The following is a 21,296-nucleotide window of genomic DNA, read 5'->3' on the forward strand; positions in this document are numbered from 1 at the left end:
CTTCTGCGATTTTCGTGAACGAGAGCCTCGCATCCCTTTGGAGCACCCTTAATATTTTCTTGTCCAGCTCGTCCATTCTCCCACCCACTTTACGTTCATTAAGCATTTTTCCGAAAATTTAATTAAACAGTATGGCGAATACCCAAACGTGTTTATAGTCGTAAGAGGGGTAGGTAGGAGGTGGCGCAGAGGAGCGGGCGGAGGGAGTGCTACCGATGTGGGATTACCGGGCATTTCAAGTGTTGCCCAAGCGCCGCCCTTTCAAATTCCCTCCATGATGCCGAGAGCTATAGTTGACAAAGAGCGGTGCGTAGGGTGCGGAAAGTGCACAGAGGCGTGCGTTTTCAATGCCATTCGGATTGTTGGGGGGAAGGCTGACGTTCTGTCGGAACGATGCATAGGGTGTGGCGCGTGCGCAAGAGCGTGCCCGCAAGGGGCGATAAGAGTGGCAGCAGCCGTCTCGGCAAGCGAGTTGGATGCCATAAAAATGCAACTGGACGCCGTGGCAGTGCGCTTGGAATGGATGAAGCAGAGAATCGAGAATCTGGAAAGTAGGAGGGATGAGTGTGGAGGATGTTGTGAGAATGGTTGATAACTCTTTGGGGCTGCCATTTGAGGAGTTTTGTGAGCGTGCGGTGCGGCTCAGAGAAGAATATGGACTCAAGCCCGAGGACATACCGGCGTGGGAGTGTCCGGTGCAGAAGTGGGCGTTGTGGCACGGCGCTCCGTGTAGGAGGACTGTAGAGCGCACAGAGATGTGCCCGGTTTGCGGCAACTACATCTGCCCCGACTGTAAAAACCATGCAGTTGAGGTTATTTCGAGGATTACGGGGTATTTACAGGCGGTAAGCGGTTGGAACGCCGGGAAGCAGCAGGAACTCAAAGACCGACATAGATATAGCGGCGATGCCCTGCTGTAAGGAGAGAGGGCTGGGAATTTCGAGCATGACTCCGGGACTTTGTTGTTCCTGTCATCTCTCTGATTTTGACGACCGCTGTGGCGTTAACTGGCTCCCTCCGCTTTTCAATTTTGGAATTTTTTAACAGCCAGACGAAGCTGACGGCACACTTTTTTATAACCTCAGCAAATGGATTGAAGGAGACGCGCCGGTAGTGTAGCGGTTATCACTGTGCCTTGCCAAGGCACCAACCCGGGTTCGAATCCCGGCCGGCGCACTCTCTTTCTGTGGTGGTAAGATGTTCCAGGTGCCGAAGAGCCATCCAAGATATGAGTCGCTGATAAAGCGGGAGAAGCTGGCGGAAGGCGTGCGTGCGGGGATAACGAGCTTTCAGGGGCTCATTGCGCACGGACGAGGCGAGGCTTTTGACTACCTCATCGGGGAGCGGACGTTGCCGCCAGCGTTAAACGCTACGAAAACGGCAGTTGCGATGCTGCTGCTGGCGGAGCGTCCGGTGCTCTCAGTGAATGGGAACGTCGCAGCACTCGTCCCTTCGGGGATCGTAGAGCTGAGTAGATTTTTAGACGCCCCTCTTGAGATAAACATTTTTTACAGAACAGAAGAGCGGGTTCGTAGGATAAAGGAGCATTTGCTAAGGCACGGCGCCCCTGAAGAGAAGGTGCTAGGGGACAAGCCTGACGCTCTGATCCCGGGACTGGAGCATGCACGGGCAAAGGCGACGAGGCGTGGCATTTACAGCGCGGACGTCGTCCTGACGCCGCTCGAGGACGGTGACCGCTGCGAGGCCCTTGTGAGGATGGGGAAGAGGGTGATTGCGATAGACCTAAACCCGCTTTCGCGGACGGCGAGGGCGGCGACTGTGACGGTCGTTGACGACCTGACGCGCGCGGTGAACAACATGATAAGGTTGGCAGCTGAGCTGAAAGAAGCATCAAGAGGCGAGCTTGAAAAGTTTGTTGAAACTTTTGACAACAGAGGTAACTTGCAGTCGGTGCTGAAAATTATTGCGGAGCGGCTGACGCAACTCGACATCATCGAGCTTGACTGAGATGATAGATAAGCATAAGAGCAGGAGGGAGCTCTTGAGAAAAGTTAGAACGATAGCTGATTATCAGTTTGGGCAAGATGCGGGCGGTGTTCTTTTTAATGACGACGTAGAGTTCCTGTTTTCGAGGAGGGGACGGGTTGCGCAAGTCTTGAAAAACGGGTGGAGGCTCGTAACCGTCAGAGCAAACGACGGGCTGATGACGTTGAGTCCTGAGGGCGCCCGCCGCCTCCTCGCACGCTTCGAGCCGCCGAGGCTTCGAGTCGTGATGAGCAAGGAGAGCGCGCCGTTCGTGAGAAGAGGCAAGACGGCGTTTGCAAAGCACGTCGTCGATGTCGACCCTGAAATCCGGGCAGGCGACGAGGTCATCCTCGTGGACGAAAACGACACGCTTCTCGGCACCGGGAAGGCGCTGCTCTCCGCCGCCGAAATGCTGACGTTCAAGCACGGCGCCGCCGTGAAGGTGCGTTACGGGGCAGGAGGCGAAGGTTAAGGCTAAGTTGCCACGGCGGCTTAAAGTTGGCATGCATCGCTTCACTCAGATTTAAGTTGTGTTGCAAAAAGGTAAGGTGAAGGCGGTTGCTACAAGCGAGGCTGAGACTCGAAAAGCATGGCAGCTCCTGGGAGTTCCTGAGCAAGTTTTCAAAAGAAGGTGGAGAAGTTGAAGAAATTTTAGCCCTCGAAGTCAAGCGAAAAGGCCTGGTAAAGGCGGCTTAGGAGTTAAAAGGTATTAACGCCATTGGAGAGGGGTATGGTGCCTTGGGCGGGGCAGGCTTGCCGAATCCAAAGTTATAAAAATTCGCAGCTCTACTTTGAACAAGCAGGATGTTAACAAAAGAATTCGTAAGGAACATTACGGTCATGCTTTTGCGGCGGGCGGCGGTTAGCTTGCCAAGTGACGTGCGGGCGGCGTTAGTCTGGGCTTACAACGAGGAAAACGATAAAATTGCAAGACTCCAGCTTGAAAACATCATAAGAAACTTCAACATCGCACGGCAGAAACTAAGACCTCTTTGTCAAGACACGGGGCTACCGACGGTTTACGTGAGCGTTGGGCGTGGGTTCTACGAGGCGGCGGGCGGCGACGTTTTCTGGACGCTGCGTGACGGAATTCTCGAAGGTGTGAGCGTCGCCACCGACGAGATACCGTTGCGGGCGAACGCCGTAGAGCCACTGACAAGACTCAGCCGAAATGGGAATGTCGGCGAAGGTGTGCCGTGTCTGGAGTTTGAACTTACGGATGGCAGCTGCGTGGAACTTGCGGTGCTGCTGCGTGGCGGCGGCGCCGAGAACACCAGCGCCTTCAGAATGCTTACGCCTGCGGATGCAGAGACGACGAGCCGTCGTATAAAAGAGTTCGTGCTTGAGACCGTTCTAAACGCAGGCGGCAAACCCTGTCCGCCCGTGGTCGTGGGCGTGGGTATCGGTGGCTGCGGCGTCGCTGACGCTTTTAAGCTTGCAAGACGAGTGTTACTACGGCGTATCGGCGAGAGGAACGAGGACGAGACGCTTGCGAAGCTTGAGGAGGAGCTACTTGCTGAAATTAATGAGACAGGTATTGGACCAATGGGTTTGGGTGGGAGAACAACGGCGCTCGATGTTCACGTAAAAACGGCGGATTGCCACGTTGCGAGCTTACCCGTTGCCGTCAGCCTCTCATGCTGGGCTTTAAGGCGGACGTTTGCAAGAATCCACGCCGACGGGCGGCTTGAGTATTTTTAAGGGACAGAATTAGAGATAAAAAATAGAAAAGTAAAGGTTACCTTCCCATCGGCACGATGAAAGCCACTTGGTGACCCGCGGGGTGCGGCTTGAGTATGCCGATGCCCGCAGTCTCTCCATCCTCAAACCAGACCTTTATTAAGCAACCCTGCATCTCGCTCACAGTCGCACCGTAAGCGGGGTCGTCGAAGGTGTCGGGGTCGAGGCTGAAAGATGCTACCTCATTGTAGTCGAAGTTAGTAAACTCGACCATCGCGCCGGGCAGTGCCGTGTTCGTCGGATACAAAACAGTTGCGCTGCCACCGGGCGGTGTGACTACGCTAAATACTCCATCAGCGTCTATGATCAGTTCCCTACCATCTGCAGTCTCAGCAAGCAAAGGGTTCAGCTCTACAAACCGTATCTTCTTGCCACTTGCCAAGTTCTTTATGTTTAGCGTTATGTCGTAACTTGTCGGCGGACCTAAAATCCACGCAACTGCAAGAGCTCCCGGCTTTCCTTCAGGCGTGAAAGCCGCATAGGTCTTCCCTGTAGCGGCATTCCTGTTAATATCGGCTTTCACAAGAGCGTTCGCCGCAAAAACTGATATCGCTAAAACCACAAAAACAGCAGCGGTAAATATTATTACTTTTTTCATGCTCTCACCTCCTATCTCTTGAGCCATGGGCGTAACAAGACCCTCACAGCCCGTAGGGAAGTTGAATCTCGCTTATATATAAACTTTCCCAGCAGCCATTTCAAACGCCAGCGCTGCCTTTAGAATGGTGGCTTCGTCGAAGTGGCTGCTTATGAGCTGAAGCCCAACGGGCAGCCCGCCGAAACGCCCACACGGCACTGAAATCGAAGAAATGCCAGCGAGGTTTATTGGGACGGTGTTCACGTCCGCAAGGTAGAGCGAGAGCGGGTCTTTGATTCTCTCGCCAAGCTTGAATGCAACGAAAGGCATTGTTGGCGTTGCAAGCACATCGAAACGCTTGAATGCCTCCTCAAAATCACGACGCACGAGCGTCCGCACCTTCAACGCTTTCAGATAATAGCGGCCGTAATAGCCGGCGGAGAGTGCGAACGTGCCGAGGATGATGCGGCGCTTCACCTCCTCGCCGAAGCCTTTGCCCCTTATTTTCGAAAAAGTGGTGTGCCAGTCCTCGTCCTTTTCGAGCCGGAGTCCGTAGCGCAGCCCATCATATCTTGCAAGGTTCGAGGAAGCCTCTGACATCGCAATCACGTAGTAAGCGGCGAGCGCAAATCGCATGCTCTTGAAAGAAGTCTCACCAACGTCCGCTCCAAGCTCTCGGAGACGCTCTACTGCCGCCCAGAAATTCTTCTCGACGCCGACATCCAAGCCCTCGACGAACTCACGAGGCACGCCCACTCGCAAGTCCTTAAGCTCGGCGATGCCCTCATTTTTCCATGACGCCGCAAGCGTGCGAAGCTCCTCGAAGAAGGAGCGGCGAACGCCCTTGACCTGCGTTGCGTCCTTCCGGTCTTCGACGGCAATCGCATCGAGTAAAAGGGCGGCGTCGAGCACGCTTTGCGTTATTGGTCCTATTTGCTCAAGAGAGTTTGCGTAAGCAATAAGCCCGTAGCGGGAGATAAGCCCATAAGTTGGCTTGAGCCCGACTACGCCGCAAAAAGCTGCAGGACAGCGTATCGAGCCGCCGGTATCTGTCCCTAAGGCTAAGACAGCCTCGCCGGCGGCAATGGCGGCGGCGCTCCCGCCTGACGAGCCGCCGGGCACTCGGCTCTTGTCGTGCGGGTTCTTTGTCGGTCCGAAGTAGCTTGTCTCGGTCGTTGAGCCCATAGCAAACTCGTCCATGTTCGTCTTTCCGAGGATGACGGCGCCTTCGTCCTTCAAAGCTCGCACGACGGTTGCGTCGAACGGCGGGACATAGCCACAGAGAATCTTGGAGGCGCACGTTGTCTGTATGCCCTTTGTGGAGATGCAGTCCTTGACGGCGACGGGCACGCCAAGCAACCTTTTGCGCAAAGCCTTTCTGTCATTTTCACGGACCGCCCTATCGGCACGGCGGGCGACTTCGAGCGCGGTGTCGCTGCAAACCGTGATGTAACAATTTAAGTCACTGCGCTCAATGCGCTCCAAAAGCTTCAAGACGAGCTCCTCGCTGGAAACCTCGCCGTTTTTTATACTTTCTGCAAGCTCATAGCCGTTAAGTTGCTCTTTCATTTTTGCCCACGCAGCAGCCAACTTGCCTAAACCTCGCATGTTTTATCCGCATAACTATCACAAATAAGCTTGCTTTACGGCTTCTTCCAATCTAAAGCTTTTGGCTCATAGATGTAATAGTCATGGTCTCCACAGATTCCCAAAGCCGGACGCCACTACTTGCTCCGGCTCTACGAGTCGTGGCTGTTGATCTTCGCTGATACGATTACTAAATGCCCTGAAGCTAAAATATATAACGGCGACAGCGATGCCCGGAAAGAGAGTGCCGGTGCGAATCGGCTACGACTTTGAGCTTCCGTTACTCGGCTGCATCTGCTTCGGCGTCATTGATAGAGGCACGAATCTTCTACAGGTGCGTCCGGTTTCGGGCTGCAACCTCTGCTGTCCGTTCTGCTCCGTCGATGAGGGTCCGTGCTCGAAGACGCGGGTCGCCCGCTATGAGGTTGCGCTCGACTATCTGCTGGACTTCGTGCGTTCTGTAGCTCGTTTCAAGGGCGAACGCCTCGAACTGCACATCGATGGCTGCGGCGAGCCCACGCTATATCCAAAGCTCGTGGAGCTTATCCAAGGGCTTTCTGAAATAGAAGGCGTTTCCGTAATCTCAATGCAGACGAACGGCACGCTCCTCACCGAAGAGAAGATAAAAGAGCTAAGCGACGCCGGACTCTCGAGAATGAACCTCTCAATAAATGCCTTTGATGAGCAGCTCGCAAAAATGCTGGCGGGCACCGAGAAGTATGAACTTTCAAAAGTTTTAGATGTTGCAAAGGCTGTGGCGGAGAGCAAGACTGACCTTTTAATCGCTCCTGTCTGGTTGAAGAGCGTGAACGACGACGAGATCCAGAAACTCGTGGAATTCGCTCGTAGCGTCGGCGCCGGACGTAGATGCCCGCCGCTTGGCATCCAGAAATATGAGGCGCACAAGCTCGGAAGGAAGATGTCGAGCGTGTCTCTTGTTTCGTGGAAGAAATTCTATGAGTGGCTGCGCAACCTCGAAATGAAACTCGGCACGAAGCTCGTGCTCTCGCCACAGGACTTCGGTATAGAACGACGACAAAGCATTCCGACGTCGTTTAAACGTTTTGAGACCGTGCAGGCAGAGGTCGTCGCCCAAGGTTGGCTCCGTAACGAGAAGTTGGCAGTCGCTCGTGAACGCACGATCACCCTCATAAACGCCGAGAAAATACCATTAGGAAGCGTTGTTAAGGTGAAAATCATCGAAACGAAGCATAACTTGTACTTGGGAAGAGTTGTGAATTGATGAAAATGGCTAAAATGCGAGATGAGCAGAGTAAACGGGAGCGCAAAGACGCCATAGATAGCCGCGATGCTGCCACACGTAGGGGGTACGTAGAGGTTAATGGTGCAAGGCTCTTCTACGTGCGTGCCGGACCTGCGGACGCTGAGAAGATAATTTTCATCCACGGCTGGACCGAGGACCACACCGCTTGGACCGCTCAGATCAAGCACTTTTCCAAGAGTTACGACGTCATCGCATACGACCAGCGGGGGCATGGCGTCTCCGAAAAGTCGCAAAACGTATCCTTGCACATCCTGAAAGAGGACTTAAGAGCCTTAATTGAGAGCTTCGGCTTCGAAAAAGTGATTCTCGTCGGGCATTCGATGGGTGGCATGGTTGCGCTTCTCTTCACGCTTCAACATCCCGAACGAGTTGCAAAGCTCGTGCTCGTCGGGACTTCCGCAAAACCACTGGACACGCGTCTCAGAAAAATTTTCGTCCCCATGCTGGGTTTCTTTGTCAAGCACGCGTTCACGCTTGTCGCCTACTTCGCAACGAGACGTAGGTTCTACAAAGCTGACCGCCAGATGAAGAAGGTGGCGTTCGGACATGCCCGCCGCACTTCTAAGGTCGCTGCTTACCGTCTTCTCAAAGATATAGCGCGCCTCGACCTGCGGGCTGAGCTTCCGAAGATCACGCAGCGAACGCTCGTCATCGTAGGCGAAATGGACAAAATGACCCCAATAAGGATGAGCAAGCAACTCGCAGAACGCATTAAAAGTGCGGAGCTGCACGTCATTCCGGAAGCGAAACACGTCGTCATGATGGACCAGCCTGCAAGGTTCAACGCCGTCCTCGAGGCATTCTTACGCCGCTGAGCCGGAAATTCCTCGTAGACGCCCGACTTGTCTTTAACGTTTTTGTAAATTTTCCTCTGATAAGGTAGGATATATCACCTTCGAATCTAAAAAGAGGAGAAGCCCAATTCTCAGACAAAATTCTCAAATCAAACACCCTCGAGCTCCCTGCGCCTCTTTCATTACGTCTAATTCGTTCATTTATTCTGCTAAGCGTCAAAGTTCATCCAAAACCTCAAATGACTTCTGTCACAGCGTGCTTGAAAGAGTTTCGTCGGTGGCGAGCAAAGCATTTATGCCAATTTGAGAAAAAGGGGGATGTGGGTGCCGAGGGTGTGAGCTTTGCGGAGGTGGCGCAGGCTGCAAGTGATGAGGAAATATACGGAATATTGCGCCCTTACGTTGCTCGCTGGTTCTGCTCGACGTTTCGTCGTTTCACACCGCCACAACGCTACGCCATCCCGCAAATAATGAAAAAGAGAAACATCCTGATCAGCGCGCCGACTGGCACCGGGAAGACGCTGGCGTGTTTCCTTGGCATCCTTAATTATTTATGTGAGTTGAGCGAGCGTAACGAGCTAAAAGACCACGTTTACTGCCTTTACATAAGCCCACTGAAGGCGCTTGGTAACGACATCAAACGCAATCTTGAGAAACCACTCGAGGAGATAAAAAAACTTGCTGCCGAGGAGAGTATAGTCCTCGACATCAGGGTGGCGGTGCGCACAGGCGACACCACGCAGAGCGAGCGTCAAAGCATGCTGAGACGCCCGCCGCACATCCTGATAACTACGCCGGAGACCGCTGCCATCATTCTAAACGCGCCTAAATTCGTTGAGCATCTGAAGAAGTTGGAGTTCGTGGTCGTGGATGAAATTCACGAGCTTGCTGACTGTAAACGGGGTGCGCATCTCAGCATCACGCTCGAACGCCTCCAGAGCATCTGCGAGCGCGAGTTCGTGCGCGTCGGGATGAGCGCCACGATTTCGCCGCTTGAGGAGGTTGCAAGGTTTTTAATGGGCTTAGACGCCGAGAGAAAGCCGCGGAAGTGCCTAGTTGCCGACGTCTCTTATGCAAAGAGGTTGGAAATAAGGGTAATAGCGCCTGAAGATATACGGGACGATTTTGACGTAGAGTTTGTCCCCACGGAAACCGTAACGCTCTATAAATCAATTAAAGAGCTCGTGCAGAGGCACCACTCCACACTGATTTTCACGAACACCCGCTCTGGGGCGGAGCGTGTTTCTTATAAACTTTCGGAGATGTTCGAAGCCGAGAGCATCGGGACGCACCACAGCTCGCTTTCCAGAGAAGTGCGGCTGAGCGTCGAGGAGCGGCTGAAAAGTGGTGAAATGAAAGCGGTTGCCTGCTCTTCTTCGCTCGAGCTCGGTATTGATATCGGAGCGCTGGACGCTTGCATCCTCGTGGGCTCGCCGAAGAGCACGACTCGCCTCATTCAACGTGTTGGACGCTCCGGGCATCAGCTCACCGCCGCAGCGGAGGGTTACCTTCTCGTAACGGACTTAGATGATCTTGTGGAGTGCATCGTCCTCGCAAAACGAGCGATAGAGCGCAAGCTCGACCGTATAAGGGTTGTGGGTTGCGCCCTCGACGTTCTCGCTCAGCACATCGTCGGCATGTCCCTCGAGAAGAAGTGGCAGGTGGACGAGGCGTTTGCGCTCGTGCGACGAGCTTACCCTTACCGAAACCTGACGCGGGAGCAGTTCATCTCCGTCCTCCGCTACCTCTCCGGCAAATACTCAGAGCTGGAGAGCGTGCGTGTTTACCCCAAAATCTGGTTCGACGAGGAGGAGGGCGTCTTCGGGCGGCGAGGTGCCGTCCGTGGCATCTACATGACGCACGTCGGAACGATACCGTCGGAAACCTCGATACAAGTCTTCCAGAAGTCGCCACGCCGCTGGATTGGCGAAATTGACGAGCCCTTCCTTGAAAAGCTGGAGCGTGGCGACGTCTTTGTCCTCGGTGGCAAAACTTATAGGTTCCTCTCGGCGAAGGGCATGCGGGCGTTCGTCGAGCCTTCTGATGGCCCGCCGACGATACCTTCGTGGATCGGCGAGATACTGCCGCTTGAATACGACTCCGCCGTAGAAATAGGGCGTTTTCGGGAGGAAATAGAGCGGCAGATGGATGAGCTTTCAAGAGATGAGGTGGTGGGGTGGTTAACGCAAGAGTATAATCTAGAGCGGCATGCCGCCGAGAACATCTATCAGTACTTCTTGGAGCAAAAACAATATGCGGGCGTCGTCCCCACGCATCGCAAAATCGTTATCGAAACGTTCTACGATGACCTCGGACGCCAGAACATAGTGTTCCACGCCGTCTTCGGACGCAGGACCATAGATGCGCTCTCAAGGGCTTACGCTTATGCAGTGAGCCGCCGCTTCAACACGAACGTCGCCATCACGCTCAATGACAATGGCTTCGTCCTCCGCCTCCCCAAAAACATCCCCGTAGAAGAAATCCCAAAACTTGTGACGAGCGACAATATAGAAATGCTGCTCCGCCGCAGCATCAAGAAAACGGAGCTTTTCAAACGCCGGTTCCGCCACTGCGCCGTCCGGGCGCTCATGATTCTCAAGCAGTATAAAGGCTACGACATCAGCATCGGGAAGCAGCAAAGAAACTCGTCGGCGGTGCTCAGTGTCGTCGAGAAAATTGAGGGATTCCCAATCGTCGAGGAGACCTTCAGAGAGATTCTGGAGGAAGTTATGGATATAGAACATGCAAAGGAGGTTCTGAAGGGGATAGAAAGCGGCGAGATAGCAATAAAGTTCGTGAAGGGCTTGCCGTTCCCGTCGCCGTTCTCGCACGCTTTGATAGCTTTGCAAGCCTCGGACATCGTCCTCATGGAGTCGAGGCGGGAACTCCTACGGGAGTTACACAGGAAGGTCCTAGAATACATCGAGGGCAAAGCGTATTCGGAAAGAGTTTGGCGGGCAATGGAGGAGTGGTATGGGCGGAGAAGACTCAATTGGGCGTGAGGGTGAGCCACCCCTAACGGACGGGCTTCGTGAGGAGTTGCTCTTACGAGCCTTATCCCACTATCTGGCTCACGCAGCCACTATTCGTCATCCCCTTCCTTTGAACTCACGGACTTCTCATGGCTGTTCAGCCTTACGGCTGTTACGAGATCGTTATACTCCTATTCTCAGAGTTTAAATCTGACTCATCTTGGAAGGGGTCTTGCAAGCAACGCACAAATCTCGCTTATATATAACTTTCGCTTATTATATATTTGCAGAACATTTAAATAGATATGTCCCCTCTCTCCATATTGGGGTGAGAGTATATGAAGAAGGTTTGGGCTGCTGTTGCTGCCGTGGTAGTGATGGCGGCAGCGCTCGGCATCGCTCTGAGAACGCAGACGCCGGAAACGTCAACATCGCAGCTCTCCGGCAGCATAACAATCGCAGGCTCTACGACGCTTTTTCCCGTGATTGAAGAGTGCGCCCGCCTCTTCATGGAGCAGCATCCCGCCGTCAGGATAACGGTGGCGGGCGGCGGCTCCGGGCACGGCATCAAGGCGGTCGGCGTCGGCGAAGTCGACATCGGCATGGCATCTCGGGACGTGAAGCCTGAGGAGTTTGAGCTTTATCCGGACCTGAAGCCCGTGCCGGTAGCGGGGGACGGCGTCGCTGTCGTCGTCCACCCCGAAAACCCGATTGAGAATCTAACGCTTGAGCCGATCGCAAAAATCTTCGGCGGCGAAATCCGAAACTGGCGGGAGTTGGGCTGGGAGGACGCTGAAATTCACGTCGTCACGAGAGAATACGGCTCGGGCACAAGGGCGACGTTCGAGGAGCATGTGCTCAAGCCCTTTAGCGTCGAAATGTCGGCGAGGGCGCTCACAAAGCCCTCGAACGGCGACGTCCGAGCCACAGTCTCGACGGACAGACATGCCATCGGCTACATTTCCCTTGGTTACGTCGACCCCTCCGTGAAAGCCTTGCGGATAAACGGCGTCATGCCAACCCGCGAAAACGTCACGAGCGGCAAGTACCCAATCTCAAGAAAACTATACCTGATAACCAAAGGCGAGCCCGATACGCTGGAAAAGGCGTTCATCGATTTCGTCTTGAGCGATGAAGGGCAGAGAGTAGTCAAAGAGCTAGGTTACATCCGTTTGGGGGTGGGCAAATGAAAATAGTTCACCTTTCCGACATCCACGTGGCGGAGCCGCACTTCCTGCCAGACCTCGCTGAGAAGGTGGTGGGGCGAGTGAACGAAATAGCGCCCGAGATTGTGGTGGTCACCGGCGACCTGACCGAAGACGGCTACCATTTCGAGTTCGAGCGTGCCAAGAGCTATCTTGATAGGATAAAATGCAAGAGGAAGGTGGTAGTTCCGGGGAACCACGACTCCCGGAACGTTGGTTATCTTTGCTTCGAGGAGTTTTTCGGGCGGCGTTCGAGAGTTGAGCGTTATCGTGAAATAACTGTCGTCGGAGTGGACTCCACGCAACCTGACATCGACGAGGGACACATCGGTAGAGAGAAGTATGGGTGGCTGGAGAAAAGCCTTGCAGACGAGAGCTTCAAGATTGTTGCGTTGCACCACCATTTAATCCCCGTCCCGCTGACTGGGCGAGAGCGGAACATCCCGACGGATGCGGGCGATGTCCTCGAACTGCTCGTGCGTTGCGGAACGAACCTCGTGCTCTGTGGGCATAAGCACGTTCCTTGGGTCTGGGAGTTGAACGGAATGATTATCCTCCATGCTGGGACCGCGTGCACGAACAGGGTGAAGTGGGACATCCCACAGTCCTTCAACCTCATCGAACTCGATGAGGACGAGAAAACCATCAGGATATCCAGAATGTATTCAAGAGGCGGACAAGAGCCAGTGCTGGAACGGAGCTGGGCGCCATCGAGAGCGCGGAGGTGATATAGATTTAAGGGTTGCCGGAGAGGGAACAGCGTGCTATTTGAACTCCGTGTAGCCACACTTTCCGCACGCCCGCCGGTCGGGATGTTCCGCAAGGAAGACGCCTTCGCCGCACCTAGGGCACGTCCTTCGCAGGCGCACGAGCTTACTGTCTTTCAAATCATAAAACTTGTAAACCTTTACATCTTTTCTTGCCATCTTCTCACTCCTCGAAGTTCCTTCTCAGGATGTGAGGGCGTTCCACGCTTCTGAGCTTCCCTTCGCTCCTGTAAATCTTCGCATAGCCTATTACTTCACGTTTCCCGAACTCTGAGCGTAAGCTGTCCACGACGAGCAAGTTCGGGCTCGTCTTGAACTCTTTTACCAGCAGTTCCCGTACATCCTTTCTTGATGGTGTTCTTCCCTTGTTCTCGTGCTTTATCCTGAATTTTATCTCTTTTCGCTCAAGTAGGGGGTTTTCTCTCTCTTCAATGACTTCGATGTCCATCTTTCTTCACCCACGACGGCACCTTTACTTTAATTGCTCCTCACAACCTTTTACCTTCACCGCACTTTTAATGCATATTTACCTTCCTTGTGTATTCCGAGCTTCTTCGCGATTTCAGAATTTTTAGCGTCGAGTATTATGATATAACCACTCCAGTCCCGGCTTAATGAGTCAGAGCCGCACTCGCACACATTCTTCGTTATTATCCGCCGGCAATCACGACACGCAAACTCCATCTCTCCCGCTCCTTTTCCTTTACTCCCCACCCCGCCCCCCGACGCTTTCTGCACCGGTCAGCCGCTCAAGCTCCTTCTTCCGCTCCTCCTCAATCCACTCAAGCTTTCCAAGAGCGGGCTGCCGCATTGTCAACCCTATCTTGCTCTCGCTCGGATTGCGCTCGTTCAGCGAGACCGCCACGATTCTCGCTCGCACTTTGTCGCCTTCTCTCAGTATTCTCCCGGTCTCCTTGGTCACAAGCATCATGTTCTTCTCGTCGTAGTTTATGTATTCGTCAGTGATTTGGCTGATGTGGACGAGCCCGTCGAGCGGACCTATGTCCACGAACGCTCCAAATTCTACAATCTCTACGACCTCCCCTTCTATGACCTCCTGCAGCACAGGTCTAAAGACGAGCGCATCAAACACTGTTTCATAATAAACCCCGGGGTCGCCCACGAGAATCCTACCTTCCCCAATCTCTATAACATCGAGAATCGCCACAAACACGCCTATCCTCTTGTCGACCCGCCCTTCAAGCTTGTCCATGAGCATTTCTTTCACTGTCTCTTCTAAATCATCAGCAAGCCGCTCCGGCGGTATCCGTACAACGTCCACAGCTCTTATCCTTAGATACATCTCATCACTTGTTTTCAGTAAGCAACGTAAAGTTGCTGCCTTAAATAAAAATACCTTATCTTTCCCCTACGGGGAACCGTTCGAGTAAGGGTATGATGCCTGATTTCGACCGATAATTTTATATATGCTCAAATCATAAAGTTGCTGCGATTGCCGACAAGCCGGCGCTGAGCCGAAGCACGCAGTCGGCATCGCAAGCAATCCCGGAAGCGTTTGCGGACGGGATAGAGGGTGTGGGTTGCACCCGGTGCGGTGGACAAAGGATGACATCGCACGAAGCATTTTGAGTTTTTCGGCTCAAAATGCACATAACCTAACCATCGATTCCTCTAATCAAAAGGAAGAGGGTGAAACTATAGAGAGTATTCTCTCGAGATTCTACGCTGACAGGCGGCTTGGGTATTTAATCGAAAAGCGAGATCACGTTCCCATTGCTCCTTATTACTGCCGCTACGACATTGAGAGCTTGACGGGGTGGCGCCGCCGACACTGCTGGGCGATGTTGAAGTTCATGCGGGTGCACGTGGCGTTCTCCTGCTAAGACGTTTGCCGAGGCACACGCATCCTGCCTCGCCTTATAAGTTCAGGTAGCTAATTGTTTTTAGGACGATGTGGCTGCTAATCCCCCTTTTTAAAGGAGGGATACAGTAGGGGAGGTGGATGGGAGAGTATTTATATACTTGCGTTTGAATATATGACGAGTCCGTGGGTATAACCTGCGGATAGGGGCTGCGTGCCCAGCCCGAAGGGGAGCGCCGTATCTGGCACACTCCCCAACCTCGTGCATCCGTCGGATGCCCCTTCAGTGAGGGGAGGAGGTCACGCATCCGTGGGGCGTCTGCCCTCTCACTTATCTTGGTCTTTTCGTGCCAATAGTCGGAGTGGGATGGCGAGTATTCGACAGGTTCTAGCTCTTCCATACCGACGCTGGCAGTGCGAGATACAAGGATGCGGCAGAAGAGGGTTTGAGAGCGCAGCAAGGCAAGCAGCGGAGTTCCTCGGAGCGGTTGGAGAGGCTGCTGTAGAAAAAACCTTAGAATAATAACGAAGCGCGTAGTGACATCCCGCAAACTTATTGGAGTTACTGCTGCGGAGAAAGGGCTTGAGATTGCCACGTCGCAAGCAGCTTCCTCTCTTGGATGGGTGGGAAAGGTTATTGCGAATAACTCTGAACTCAAGGATGCAGCGTCAGAAACAGCGAAGGGTCCCATAACAATTAGAAAATGCTGTAAAGCAACATCTTAATGAAGCGGCACGAGAAGCTAGCAGTATGCCTGCAGAGTTAGTTCTTCTTGATGAAGCTGTTGAAAACGCTATTCAAGAGTTTCAAGGGAGTGCCCGCAATTCCTTCCAAGAATTCATGAGAATGTTCAGCAAGAGCTTAAAAGATTACGAGCCGAAAGAGGCTCAAGGGCTGAGGGTTAATTTAAGTTGAGGATAAAGAGATGAAAGCCGCTGAGGAAACGAGGGGGGAAGTCGCAAAAGAGGATGAAAAGCTATTAATTCTACCGCTCAACGCCTCAAAGAAGGTCTCGCAAGTATTATCGAACGACACCGCCCGCCGCATTCTGGAGGCATTGACAGAGGCGCCGCTCTCCGCCTCCGAAGTTGCGGGGCGTCTCGGCTTGCCCCTGACTACGGTTCAATACAACGTAAACAAGCTTCTCGACGCCGGACTCGTGAGGGTCGAGCGCACTAAATACAGCGAAAAAATGCGAGAGGTCAAAATTTACGCACCAGCACGCAAGTTCGTCGTCATCGTGCCCGCTCAAGCGAAAGACGACAAGAAGAGCGTGATAGAAGCGTTAAAAAGGTATCTGGGACTGTTGTCTGCCGCAGGCATCGCCGCTTTGCTCTTGGATTTGGCAGCGACACCAAAACTGGAACAAGGAGCACTTAAAAGAGCAGCGGAGGAGGGATGGCTACCCGTGCCGGCGCCTTTGGGTAAAGGGCTGCCTGCGTTTTCCGATATCGTCTCACGCCTGTATCCCATTTCCGAACATGCGGGTTTCTGGTTTTTCCTCGGCTGCGCTTTCGTGGTCGTGCTACTTGCGGTTCTGGAAATACGCTCGAAGCGGCGGAAAAAGCGGCGACGCAGCTAACGCTCTCGCAAGATGTTTATTTAAACATGCCAAAAGAAGCAGTAATGGGGAACTGGGCGAAAATCATTATTGGCGACAGCCGCCGCATGCCTGAGGTCGAAGACGAAAGCATTGGGCTCGTGGTAACTTCGCCGCCCTACTGGCACATCAAAGACTACGGCGTCGCCGGGCAAATAGGCTACGGGCAAACCCTGCATGAATACTTAAAGGACTTGTATCGGGTGTGGAAGGAGTGTTACAAGGTCCTTAAAAAAGGAAGGCGGCTGTGTATAAACATCGGCGACCAGTTCGCCAGAGCAATAATTTATGGACGATACAAAATAATTCCGTTGCATGCTGAAATAATAACGCAGTGCGAGAACATAGGCTTTGATTATATGGGCGCCATCATCTGGCAGAAGAAAACCACGATGCATACCACTGGCGGGGCTAACGTTATGGGTTCGTTCCCATATCCGCCGAACGGCATGGTCGAAATCGATTACGAGTTCATTCTCATTTTTAAAAAGCCAGGGAAGAGCGAAAGAGTGTCTAAAGAGATTAAAGAACAATCGAAATTGACGAAAGAGGAGTGGAAGGGATATTTCTGCGGACACTGGCGTTTCGGCGGGGCTAAGCAAATCGGGCACGAGGCGATGTTTCCTGAAGAGTTGCCACGGCGGTTGATAAAGATGTTCACGTTCGTAGGCGACACCGTTTTAGACCCTTTTGCAGGGAGCGGAACTACAGTAAAAGCTGCTTTGGAAGCGGGCAGAAACGCCATAGGTTACGAAATAAATCGAGACTTTTTGAAAATAATAAGAAAGAAATTCGGCGAGAGCCTCTTCGGCTGGCAAGTGGAAATCGTCGAAAGAAAAAATGAAATAGAGCCAGAAGAGATAGATTACACGCCTAACATCAAGGATGCAAAACCGCTTATAGAGCCAAATCTCTTCAGATTTAAAGAAGGGCTTTACAAAGTCGTAGAAATTTTAAGTGAAGATACTGTCAGACTTGACACTAGCTTAACTGTGAGGTTATTAGGAGTTGACGTTTTGCCAGAGAGGAAAGAAGAAGCCCTCAATTATTTAAGAAATTTTGTCAGGGGGAAAAAGGTGTTTTTGAGATTTGACTCAAAGCCTGCTGAGAAAGATATTGTCTATGCGTATGTCTATCTTAAAAACAAAATTTTCATAAACAAAGAAATGGTGAGGATGGGGCTTGCAAAACCTGCAAATTATCCCTTCTCATACAAGAAGAAGTTTATAGAAATTTGGAAAGAGAATGGCTAAAGAGTGGATATTAAATATGGCAAACGGAAGATGGGGGCTGACGAAGAAAAACAGAGTGGGGCCCGTCTCTGCTTGGATAAGAGAGTGTAGTCCGAGGAGTGTTAAAGATTGGGAAGAGTTTTACTTTAAAAAATTAAGGGAATTCATAAAGGAAAAAGATATCAACTTGGAGCCAGAGGAATACTTAGAAGATTTAGGCAAAACCCTTTACATCAAAATATCTGAAGTAATAAAGGCTGAGGTGGAAGAAGTCGATGAAGAAGATTGCATACAATATATAAAGAATTTGGTGATAAACCGAACTTATAAAGGTTACGTCACAGAAAAGCAAACCATATATGGACAGTTACAGGATATCTTAGGAGCAAAAATCAGGCCTGCACCAGACGAATGGGATCGGCTTTATAACGTTGATTTCTATATAAAAGTTGGAGACAAATACATCGGTATACAAATCAAGCCAACGACGTTCGAGCACGCCCCGGAATACGAGAGGAAGTGGCGGGACGCTTACAGAAATTCGCATGAAAAATTCGCTCGCAACTTTGGCGGGAAGGTTTTCATAATCTTGTCTGTGGAAAAGGAGAGGAAGAAGGAAATTTTTAATACAGAGGTGATTGAGCAGATAAAGCGAGAAATAGAGCGGCTGCAGAGCGTTTCTTAGAAGTTACGTAGTCGAACTCACGGAAATAAAATTAGAGCCAATATTTTAACATGGAAAGGTTTGCAAGCTGGCTTGCGGCGCTCGAGTATGAGGACGTGCCGTTAGACGTCAGGGAAAGAGCGAAGATGTGTCTGTTGGACTGGGCGTGCATTTCGGTTTACGGCGCACGGTCGCCGCGGAGCAAAATTCTCGTTGACATTTTCAAGGAGGAGGCAGGTAAGCCGGAATCCATGATTTTAGTGCACGGCTACATGGTGCCTTGCGAGAATGCGGCGATGACAAACGCCGTGATGGCGGCGAGTTACGAGCTTTGCGACTCGCTCCCGCCGCCGGCGTTCCTGAGCCCGGGCGCCGCCGTAATTTCGGCGGCAGTTGCCGTCGCTGAGCGTGAGCGCTGCAGTGGTAGGGAGCTAATGACTGCGATAATTGCGGGCTACGAGGTGTGTGGGCGTGTTGGCGATGCCCTCAAGGCTGCGGCGCTGCCGCTCAGCGTGGTGGCGGCTGTCGGAAAACTCTTAGGCTTGGGCGAAGACGAGCTCGAAAAGGCATTTGCGCTCGCCTCTCGCACGGTCGCAACGGGCGACACAACGCACTACAACGAATTCGCTACGGGTATGGCGGCAAGAAATAGCATCCTCTGCGCCGTCGCCGCTAAGAAAGGCTTTGGCAGAAAAGCTGCTTTAGGCAGCGTGCCGAAGCTGAACGAAAACGACATCGAAAAGCAGTTAGGAGAGAGGTGGGTGATGCGGGAAGTGGGCTTTAAATATTTTGGATGCAGGCACTCCCTCCACGGCTATTTAGATGCAGCATTGCGTCTCATGAGAGATTATGGCATCAAGGCAGAAGACGTTGAGCATTTGAAAGTAAAAATCCCCAGAAACCATCCATTTTTAAGAGAAGCGTGCAACGATGCCAAAAAGTCGCCTAAAAGTCTGGAAGATGCGCAGAACAGTCTACCATTCTGCTTGGCGACGGTGTTTCACGATGGACACTTGCTCGACCCCGCACGCCAGCTTTCTGATGAAAGATTTAAGGATCAGCGGATTTTGCAGTTAGCATCCAAGCTTAGAGTTGAAATCGACAAGAAGCTTGATGCCGTAATGGAGAGGGGTGGCGTTTTACTCTCGCCGCTGGATATAAAGGCTGCTGGCAGGGCTTTTGCTATGGCAGCGCCGTGTAAAGGATTCAAGGGCAACCCACTGAGCTACGAGGAGCTAGAGAGAAAATTTTTTGCACTAACGCAGGGCGTCATAGCTGAAGAAGATTTAGAGAATCTTGTTTATGCAATAAACGGAATAGAAAACGTAGATGACATCTCAGACGTCATAGAACTGCTCATTGCTGAAGAAGAGGGGCAGGAGGGGTGAAATGGAGAAGTTATCTAAGATTAGGTTAGTTGAGGATTTGATAAGCGAGGTGGAGGAGTTAGAGACGCCTACGGAGGATGTGCGTGTCGGATTGCGGCTCACTGCCGTGAAGATGAGAGGCATGATCGGGCTGGCTTATACGTTTAAGGACTGGTGCCCGCCGCCGAGAGGCGTTGGAAAGCTCATTGGCGCGAAAACTGTGGCGCTCGCCCGTTCTTGGAACATGATAGAGGCGGCAGTTGGGTGCGCCAGCGTCAATGCGTTGCTCTCCTCGAAGCTCAAGCCTACAGATTACGAGCGCTTGGAAATTACGCAGCTTTTGTTTGCAATGGCGCCGGACTTCGAGAGAATAGGAGTTGTTGGCAAGTTCCCGTTCGTGGGCGAGCTGAAAAGGCTGTGCAAGGAAGTTTACGTCTTCGAGAGGCGTCCGAGCGAGGGCACGCTCCCGGACGCTGCCGCTGAGGAACTCCTGCCACGCTGCGACTTCGTCGTGATCTCCGGCAGTGCTTTCGTGAACAAGACGTTGCAGAGACTCCTCGAGCTGAGCGGCGGCTTCACCGTAGTCGCCGGCCCGAGCACGCCCCTTTACAAGATCCTCTTCGAATACGGCGCCGACGTCCTCGCCGGCATCACCACGAACGCCGCTCAAGTCCTGAACGTCGTAAGCCAAGGCGGCGGCAGAAAGGAGTTGAAAGCCTACATAGAACTCGTGTGCATGAAAAATAAAAGGAAGTGAACTACTCCTCCTTACGGAAGGAGCTTCCTGCTTCACACACCGAACTTACCATCATTGGCAGCTCTTTCAGCCAACCTAGGCAGAGGTTCGGTGTCCACAGGCGTAACTTCGGGGCGTCCCAACCCTCTAGGCACCTTGTGATAGCAATAACATATCCATCGAGAACTATAAAACTTACCTCCGCCCTCCCCCTCCCGCCTCCCCTGCTGTATCCTACCTTTCAAAAGGGAGGAATTAGCAGCAACGTCTTCTTAAATTATTTCTTACGCCGCCGTAGAACGAGCGTTCCCGGTATGCCCGCCGCAATTAACGCCAAGCTCGTGAACTCCGACACCGGCGTAGCGTGGTGTCGGCGGCGGCAGCAGGAAGGCACGAAGCCGCCTTCCTTGCTCGAGCGTCGTAGTGGTCGAAGACGCCCGCGTCTATCGTCCTACCGTCGGGCCGCAGTAGTCGAACGCCGCTGTCACGTTCTGGTCATTGTAGAGCTGCCTCGTAGCCCTCTCGTGTACTATAAACGCCGTCCTTCTCGATTTGTGACCATCGGGTTCGGGGCTCACGCTTCTGCCCGAACTGCAGTCGGGTTCCTGCACTGTTGCTCGGCACCTCGTTGTTGTTGGAATGTGGAGCCAAATGCCGTCGTCGTTTTCTTTACAAGTGTTGCCTTTCATCACGTTGTTGCCGGATTTCGATGAGAAGGGTACCGCTGACGTTTGCGTTGCTGTTGCACGTGTTACTTATCACCACGTTATCGCTGGACGTCCGGAGGTGAGCTACTCCATGGCTAAAGCCGGGAGCTTCACGTCTCTCCACTCCGACTCCTTGAGGAGCACCGCTCCGGAGCCGAGCTTCACGACGGGGCTGGCTCACCGCAGCCCCTGACTGCAGGATATACCCGCAGCCTCGCTAATAACAAAATTGCAAACAATATATAAACCTAACG

Annotated in this window: 25 protein-coding genes and 1 tRNA gene; 18 read left to right on the forward strand and 8 right to left on the reverse strand. The window is 52.6% G+C overall.

Annotated elements, in window-relative coordinates; translation table 11 throughout:
* On the reverse strand, nucleotides 1-106 hold a 106-nt coding region (locus ACXJJA_RS02525; protein ID WP_456486368.1), incomplete at its 3' end, for an AsnC family transcriptional regulator.
* Nucleotides 107-148: 42 nt separating this feature from the next.
* Here ACXJJA_RS02525 and ACXJJA_RS02530 point away from each other — a divergent pair.
* The 6 genes from ACXJJA_RS02530 (at nucleotide 149) to ACXJJA_RS02555 (ending at nucleotide 3,687) form a co-directional block, all read left to right on the forward strand.
* Entirely contained in the window at nucleotides 149-592 is a 444-nt protein-coding gene (locus tag ACXJJA_RS02530; RefSeq protein ID WP_456486656.1) for a DUF362 domain-containing protein, read from the forward strand.
* Entirely contained in the window at nucleotides 561-920 is a 360-nt protein-coding gene (nrdD, locus tag ACXJJA_RS02535) for an anaerobic ribonucleoside-triphosphate reductase (RefSeq protein ID WP_456486657.1), read from the forward strand. The genes ACXJJA_RS02530 and nrdD overlap by 32 nt, the downstream gene beginning before the upstream one ends.
* 184 nt (nucleotides 921-1,104) lie before the next feature.
* A tRNA-Gly gene (locus tag ACXJJA_RS02540) sits at nucleotides 1,105-1,176 on the forward strand.
* A 21-nt stretch (nucleotides 1,177-1,197) separates the two neighbouring features.
* Nucleotides 1,198-1,968: a 4-phosphopantoate--beta-alanine ligase gene (locus tag ACXJJA_RS02545; protein ID WP_456486658.1), complete on the forward strand. Its 771-nt coding sequence runs from the start codon at nucleotides 1,198-1,200 to the stop codon at nucleotides 1,966-1,968.
* Between the two features lie 34 nt (nucleotides 1,969-2,002).
* The gene (locus ACXJJA_RS02550; RefSeq protein WP_456486659.1) at nucleotides 2,003-2,458 is read left to right on the forward strand and encodes a PUA domain-containing protein; all 456 of its coding nucleotides are present in this window, start codon (nucleotides 2,003-2,005) and stop codon (nucleotides 2,456-2,458) included.
* 332 nt (nucleotides 2,459-2,790) lie between these two features.
* Complete coding sequence (locus ACXJJA_RS02555; RefSeq protein ID WP_456486660.1) at nucleotides 2,791-3,687, forward strand: fumarate hydratase; 897 nt, start codon at nucleotides 2,791-2,793, stop codon at nucleotides 3,685-3,687.
* Nucleotides 3,688-3,724: 37 nt separating this feature from the next.
* Here ACXJJA_RS02555 and ACXJJA_RS02560 read toward each other — a convergent pair whose 3' ends face one another.
* Nucleotides 3,725-4,324, reverse strand: a complete 600-nt coding sequence (locus ACXJJA_RS02560; RefSeq protein ID WP_456486661.1) for a hypothetical protein — start codon at nucleotides 4,322-4,324, stop codon at nucleotides 3,725-3,727.
* A 72-nt stretch (nucleotides 4,325-4,396) separates the two neighbouring features.
* On the reverse strand, nucleotides 4,397-5,872 hold the full coding sequence (gatA, locus tag ACXJJA_RS02565) for an Asp-tRNA(Asn)/Glu-tRNA(Gln) amidotransferase subunit GatA (RefSeq protein WP_456486678.1): 1,476 nt from the start codon (nucleotides 5,870-5,872) through the stop codon (nucleotides 4,397-4,399).
* Between the two features lie 247 nt (nucleotides 5,873-6,119).
* Here gatA and ACXJJA_RS02570 point away from each other — a divergent pair, with 247 nt between their 5' ends.
* The 5 genes from ACXJJA_RS02570 to ACXJJA_RS02590 all read left to right on the forward strand — a co-directional run bounded on the left by ACXJJA_RS02570 (nucleotide 6,120) and on the right by ACXJJA_RS02590 (nucleotide 12,874).
* Nucleotides 6,120-7,133 carry a radical SAM protein gene (locus tag ACXJJA_RS02570; protein ID WP_456486662.1) on the forward strand — a complete coding sequence of 338 codons (1,014 nt, stop codon included), beginning with the start codon at nucleotides 6,120-6,122 and terminating at the stop codon, nucleotides 7,131-7,133.
* Nucleotides 7,133-7,990 carry an alpha/beta fold hydrolase gene (locus ACXJJA_RS02575; protein WP_456486663.1) on the forward strand — a complete coding sequence of 286 codons (858 nt, stop codon included), beginning with the start codon at nucleotides 7,133-7,135 and terminating at the stop codon, nucleotides 7,988-7,990. Before ACXJJA_RS02570 ends, ACXJJA_RS02575 begins: the two co-directional genes overlap by 1 nt.
* A gap of 299 nt (nucleotides 7,991-8,289) precedes the next feature.
* Nucleotides 8,290-10,971, forward strand: coding sequence for an ATP-dependent helicase (locus tag ACXJJA_RS02580; RefSeq protein WP_456486664.1), 2,682 nt, complete (start codon nucleotides 8,290-8,292; stop codon nucleotides 10,969-10,971).
* A 308-nt stretch (nucleotides 10,972-11,279) separates the two neighbouring features.
* Nucleotides 11,280-12,131, forward strand: coding sequence for a phosphate ABC transporter substrate-binding protein (locus ACXJJA_RS02585; RefSeq protein ID WP_456486665.1), 852 nt, complete (start codon nucleotides 11,280-11,282; stop codon nucleotides 12,129-12,131).
* A complete protein-coding gene (locus ACXJJA_RS02590; RefSeq protein WP_456486666.1) occupies nucleotides 12,128-12,874 on the forward strand; it encodes a metallophosphoesterase family protein in 747 nt (248 codons plus the stop codon). Before ACXJJA_RS02585 ends, ACXJJA_RS02590 begins: the two co-directional genes overlap by 4 nt.
* Nucleotides 12,875-12,910: 36 nt before the next feature.
* Here the strand turns inward: ACXJJA_RS02590 and ACXJJA_RS02595 are convergent, their stop codons facing one another.
* From ACXJJA_RS02595 to ACXJJA_RS02610, 4 genes are read right to left on the reverse strand one after another with little or no spacing between them, the layout of a single operon-like run.
* Nucleotides 12,911-13,072: a 30S ribosomal protein S27ae gene (locus ACXJJA_RS02595; protein WP_456486667.1), complete on the reverse strand. Its 162-nt coding sequence runs from the start codon at nucleotides 13,070-13,072 to the stop codon at nucleotides 12,911-12,913.
* A 4-nt stretch (nucleotides 13,073-13,076) separates the two neighbouring features.
* Entirely contained in the window at nucleotides 13,077-13,361 is a 285-nt protein-coding gene (locus ACXJJA_RS02600; protein WP_456486668.1) for a 30S ribosomal protein S24e, read from the reverse strand.
* A 56-nt stretch (nucleotides 13,362-13,417) separates the two neighbouring features.
* Nucleotides 13,418-13,597, reverse strand: coding sequence for a transcription elongation factor subunit Spt4 (gene spt4, locus ACXJJA_RS02605; RefSeq protein WP_456486669.1), 180 nt, complete (start codon nucleotides 13,595-13,597; stop codon nucleotides 13,418-13,420).
* Nucleotides 13,598-13,616: 19 nt separating this feature from the next.
* The gene (locus tag ACXJJA_RS02610) at nucleotides 13,617-14,216 is read right to left on the reverse strand and encodes a DNA-directed RNA polymerase (RefSeq protein ID WP_456486670.1); all 600 of its coding nucleotides are present in this window, start codon (nucleotides 14,214-14,216) and stop codon (nucleotides 13,617-13,619) included.
* A gap of 247 nt (nucleotides 14,217-14,463) precedes the next feature.
* Between ACXJJA_RS02610 and ACXJJA_RS02615 the strand changes: the two genes are divergently transcribed.
* The 7 genes from ACXJJA_RS02615 (at nucleotide 14,464) to ACXJJA_RS02645 (ending at nucleotide 20,356) form a co-directional block, all read left to right on the forward strand.
* Entirely contained in the window at nucleotides 14,464-14,757 is a 294-nt protein-coding gene (locus tag ACXJJA_RS02615; RefSeq protein ID WP_456486671.1) for a hypothetical protein, read from the forward strand.
* A 729-nt stretch (nucleotides 14,758-15,486) separates the two neighbouring features.
* Nucleotides 15,487-15,651, forward strand: a complete 165-nt coding sequence (locus tag ACXJJA_RS02620; RefSeq protein ID WP_456486672.1) for a hypothetical protein — start codon at nucleotides 15,487-15,489, stop codon at nucleotides 15,649-15,651.
* 10 nt (nucleotides 15,652-15,661) lie between these two features.
* Nucleotides 15,662-16,318 (forward strand): ArsR/SmtB family transcription factor, encoded by a 657-nt coding sequence (locus ACXJJA_RS02625; protein WP_456486673.1) that lies wholly within the window; start codon nucleotides 15,662-15,664, stop codon nucleotides 16,316-16,318.
* 44 nt (nucleotides 16,319-16,362) lie between these two features.
* A complete protein-coding gene (locus ACXJJA_RS02630) occupies nucleotides 16,363-17,589 on the forward strand; it encodes a DNA methyltransferase (RefSeq protein ID WP_456486679.1) in 1,227 nt (408 codons plus the stop codon).
* Complete coding sequence (locus ACXJJA_RS02635) at nucleotides 17,582-18,253, forward strand: MjaI family restriction endonuclease (RefSeq protein WP_456486674.1); 672 nt, start codon at nucleotides 17,582-17,584, stop codon at nucleotides 18,251-18,253. The genes ACXJJA_RS02630 and ACXJJA_RS02635 overlap by 8 nt, the downstream gene beginning before the upstream one ends.
* A 50-nt stretch (nucleotides 18,254-18,303) precedes the next feature.
* On the forward strand, nucleotides 18,304-19,620 hold the full coding sequence (locus ACXJJA_RS02640; RefSeq protein ID WP_456486675.1) for an MmgE/PrpD family protein: 1,317 nt from the start codon (nucleotides 18,304-18,306) through the stop codon (nucleotides 19,618-19,620).
* A 1-nt stretch (nucleotide 19,621) separates the two neighbouring features.
* Entirely contained in the window at nucleotides 19,622-20,356 is a 735-nt protein-coding gene (locus tag ACXJJA_RS02645) for a Rossmann-like domain-containing protein (RefSeq protein WP_456486676.1), read from the forward strand.
* 256 nt (nucleotides 20,357-20,612) lie between these two features.
* Here the strand turns inward: ACXJJA_RS02645 and ACXJJA_RS02650 are convergent, their stop codons facing one another.
* On the reverse strand, nucleotides 20,613-20,729 hold the full coding sequence (locus ACXJJA_RS02650; protein WP_456486677.1) for a PEP-CTERM sorting domain-containing protein: 117 nt from the start codon (nucleotides 20,727-20,729) through the stop codon (nucleotides 20,613-20,615).
* Nucleotides 20,730-21,296: the final 567 nt, after the last annotated feature.

The sequence above is a fragment of the Candidatus Alkanophaga liquidiphilum genome, from assembly GCF_053996935.1.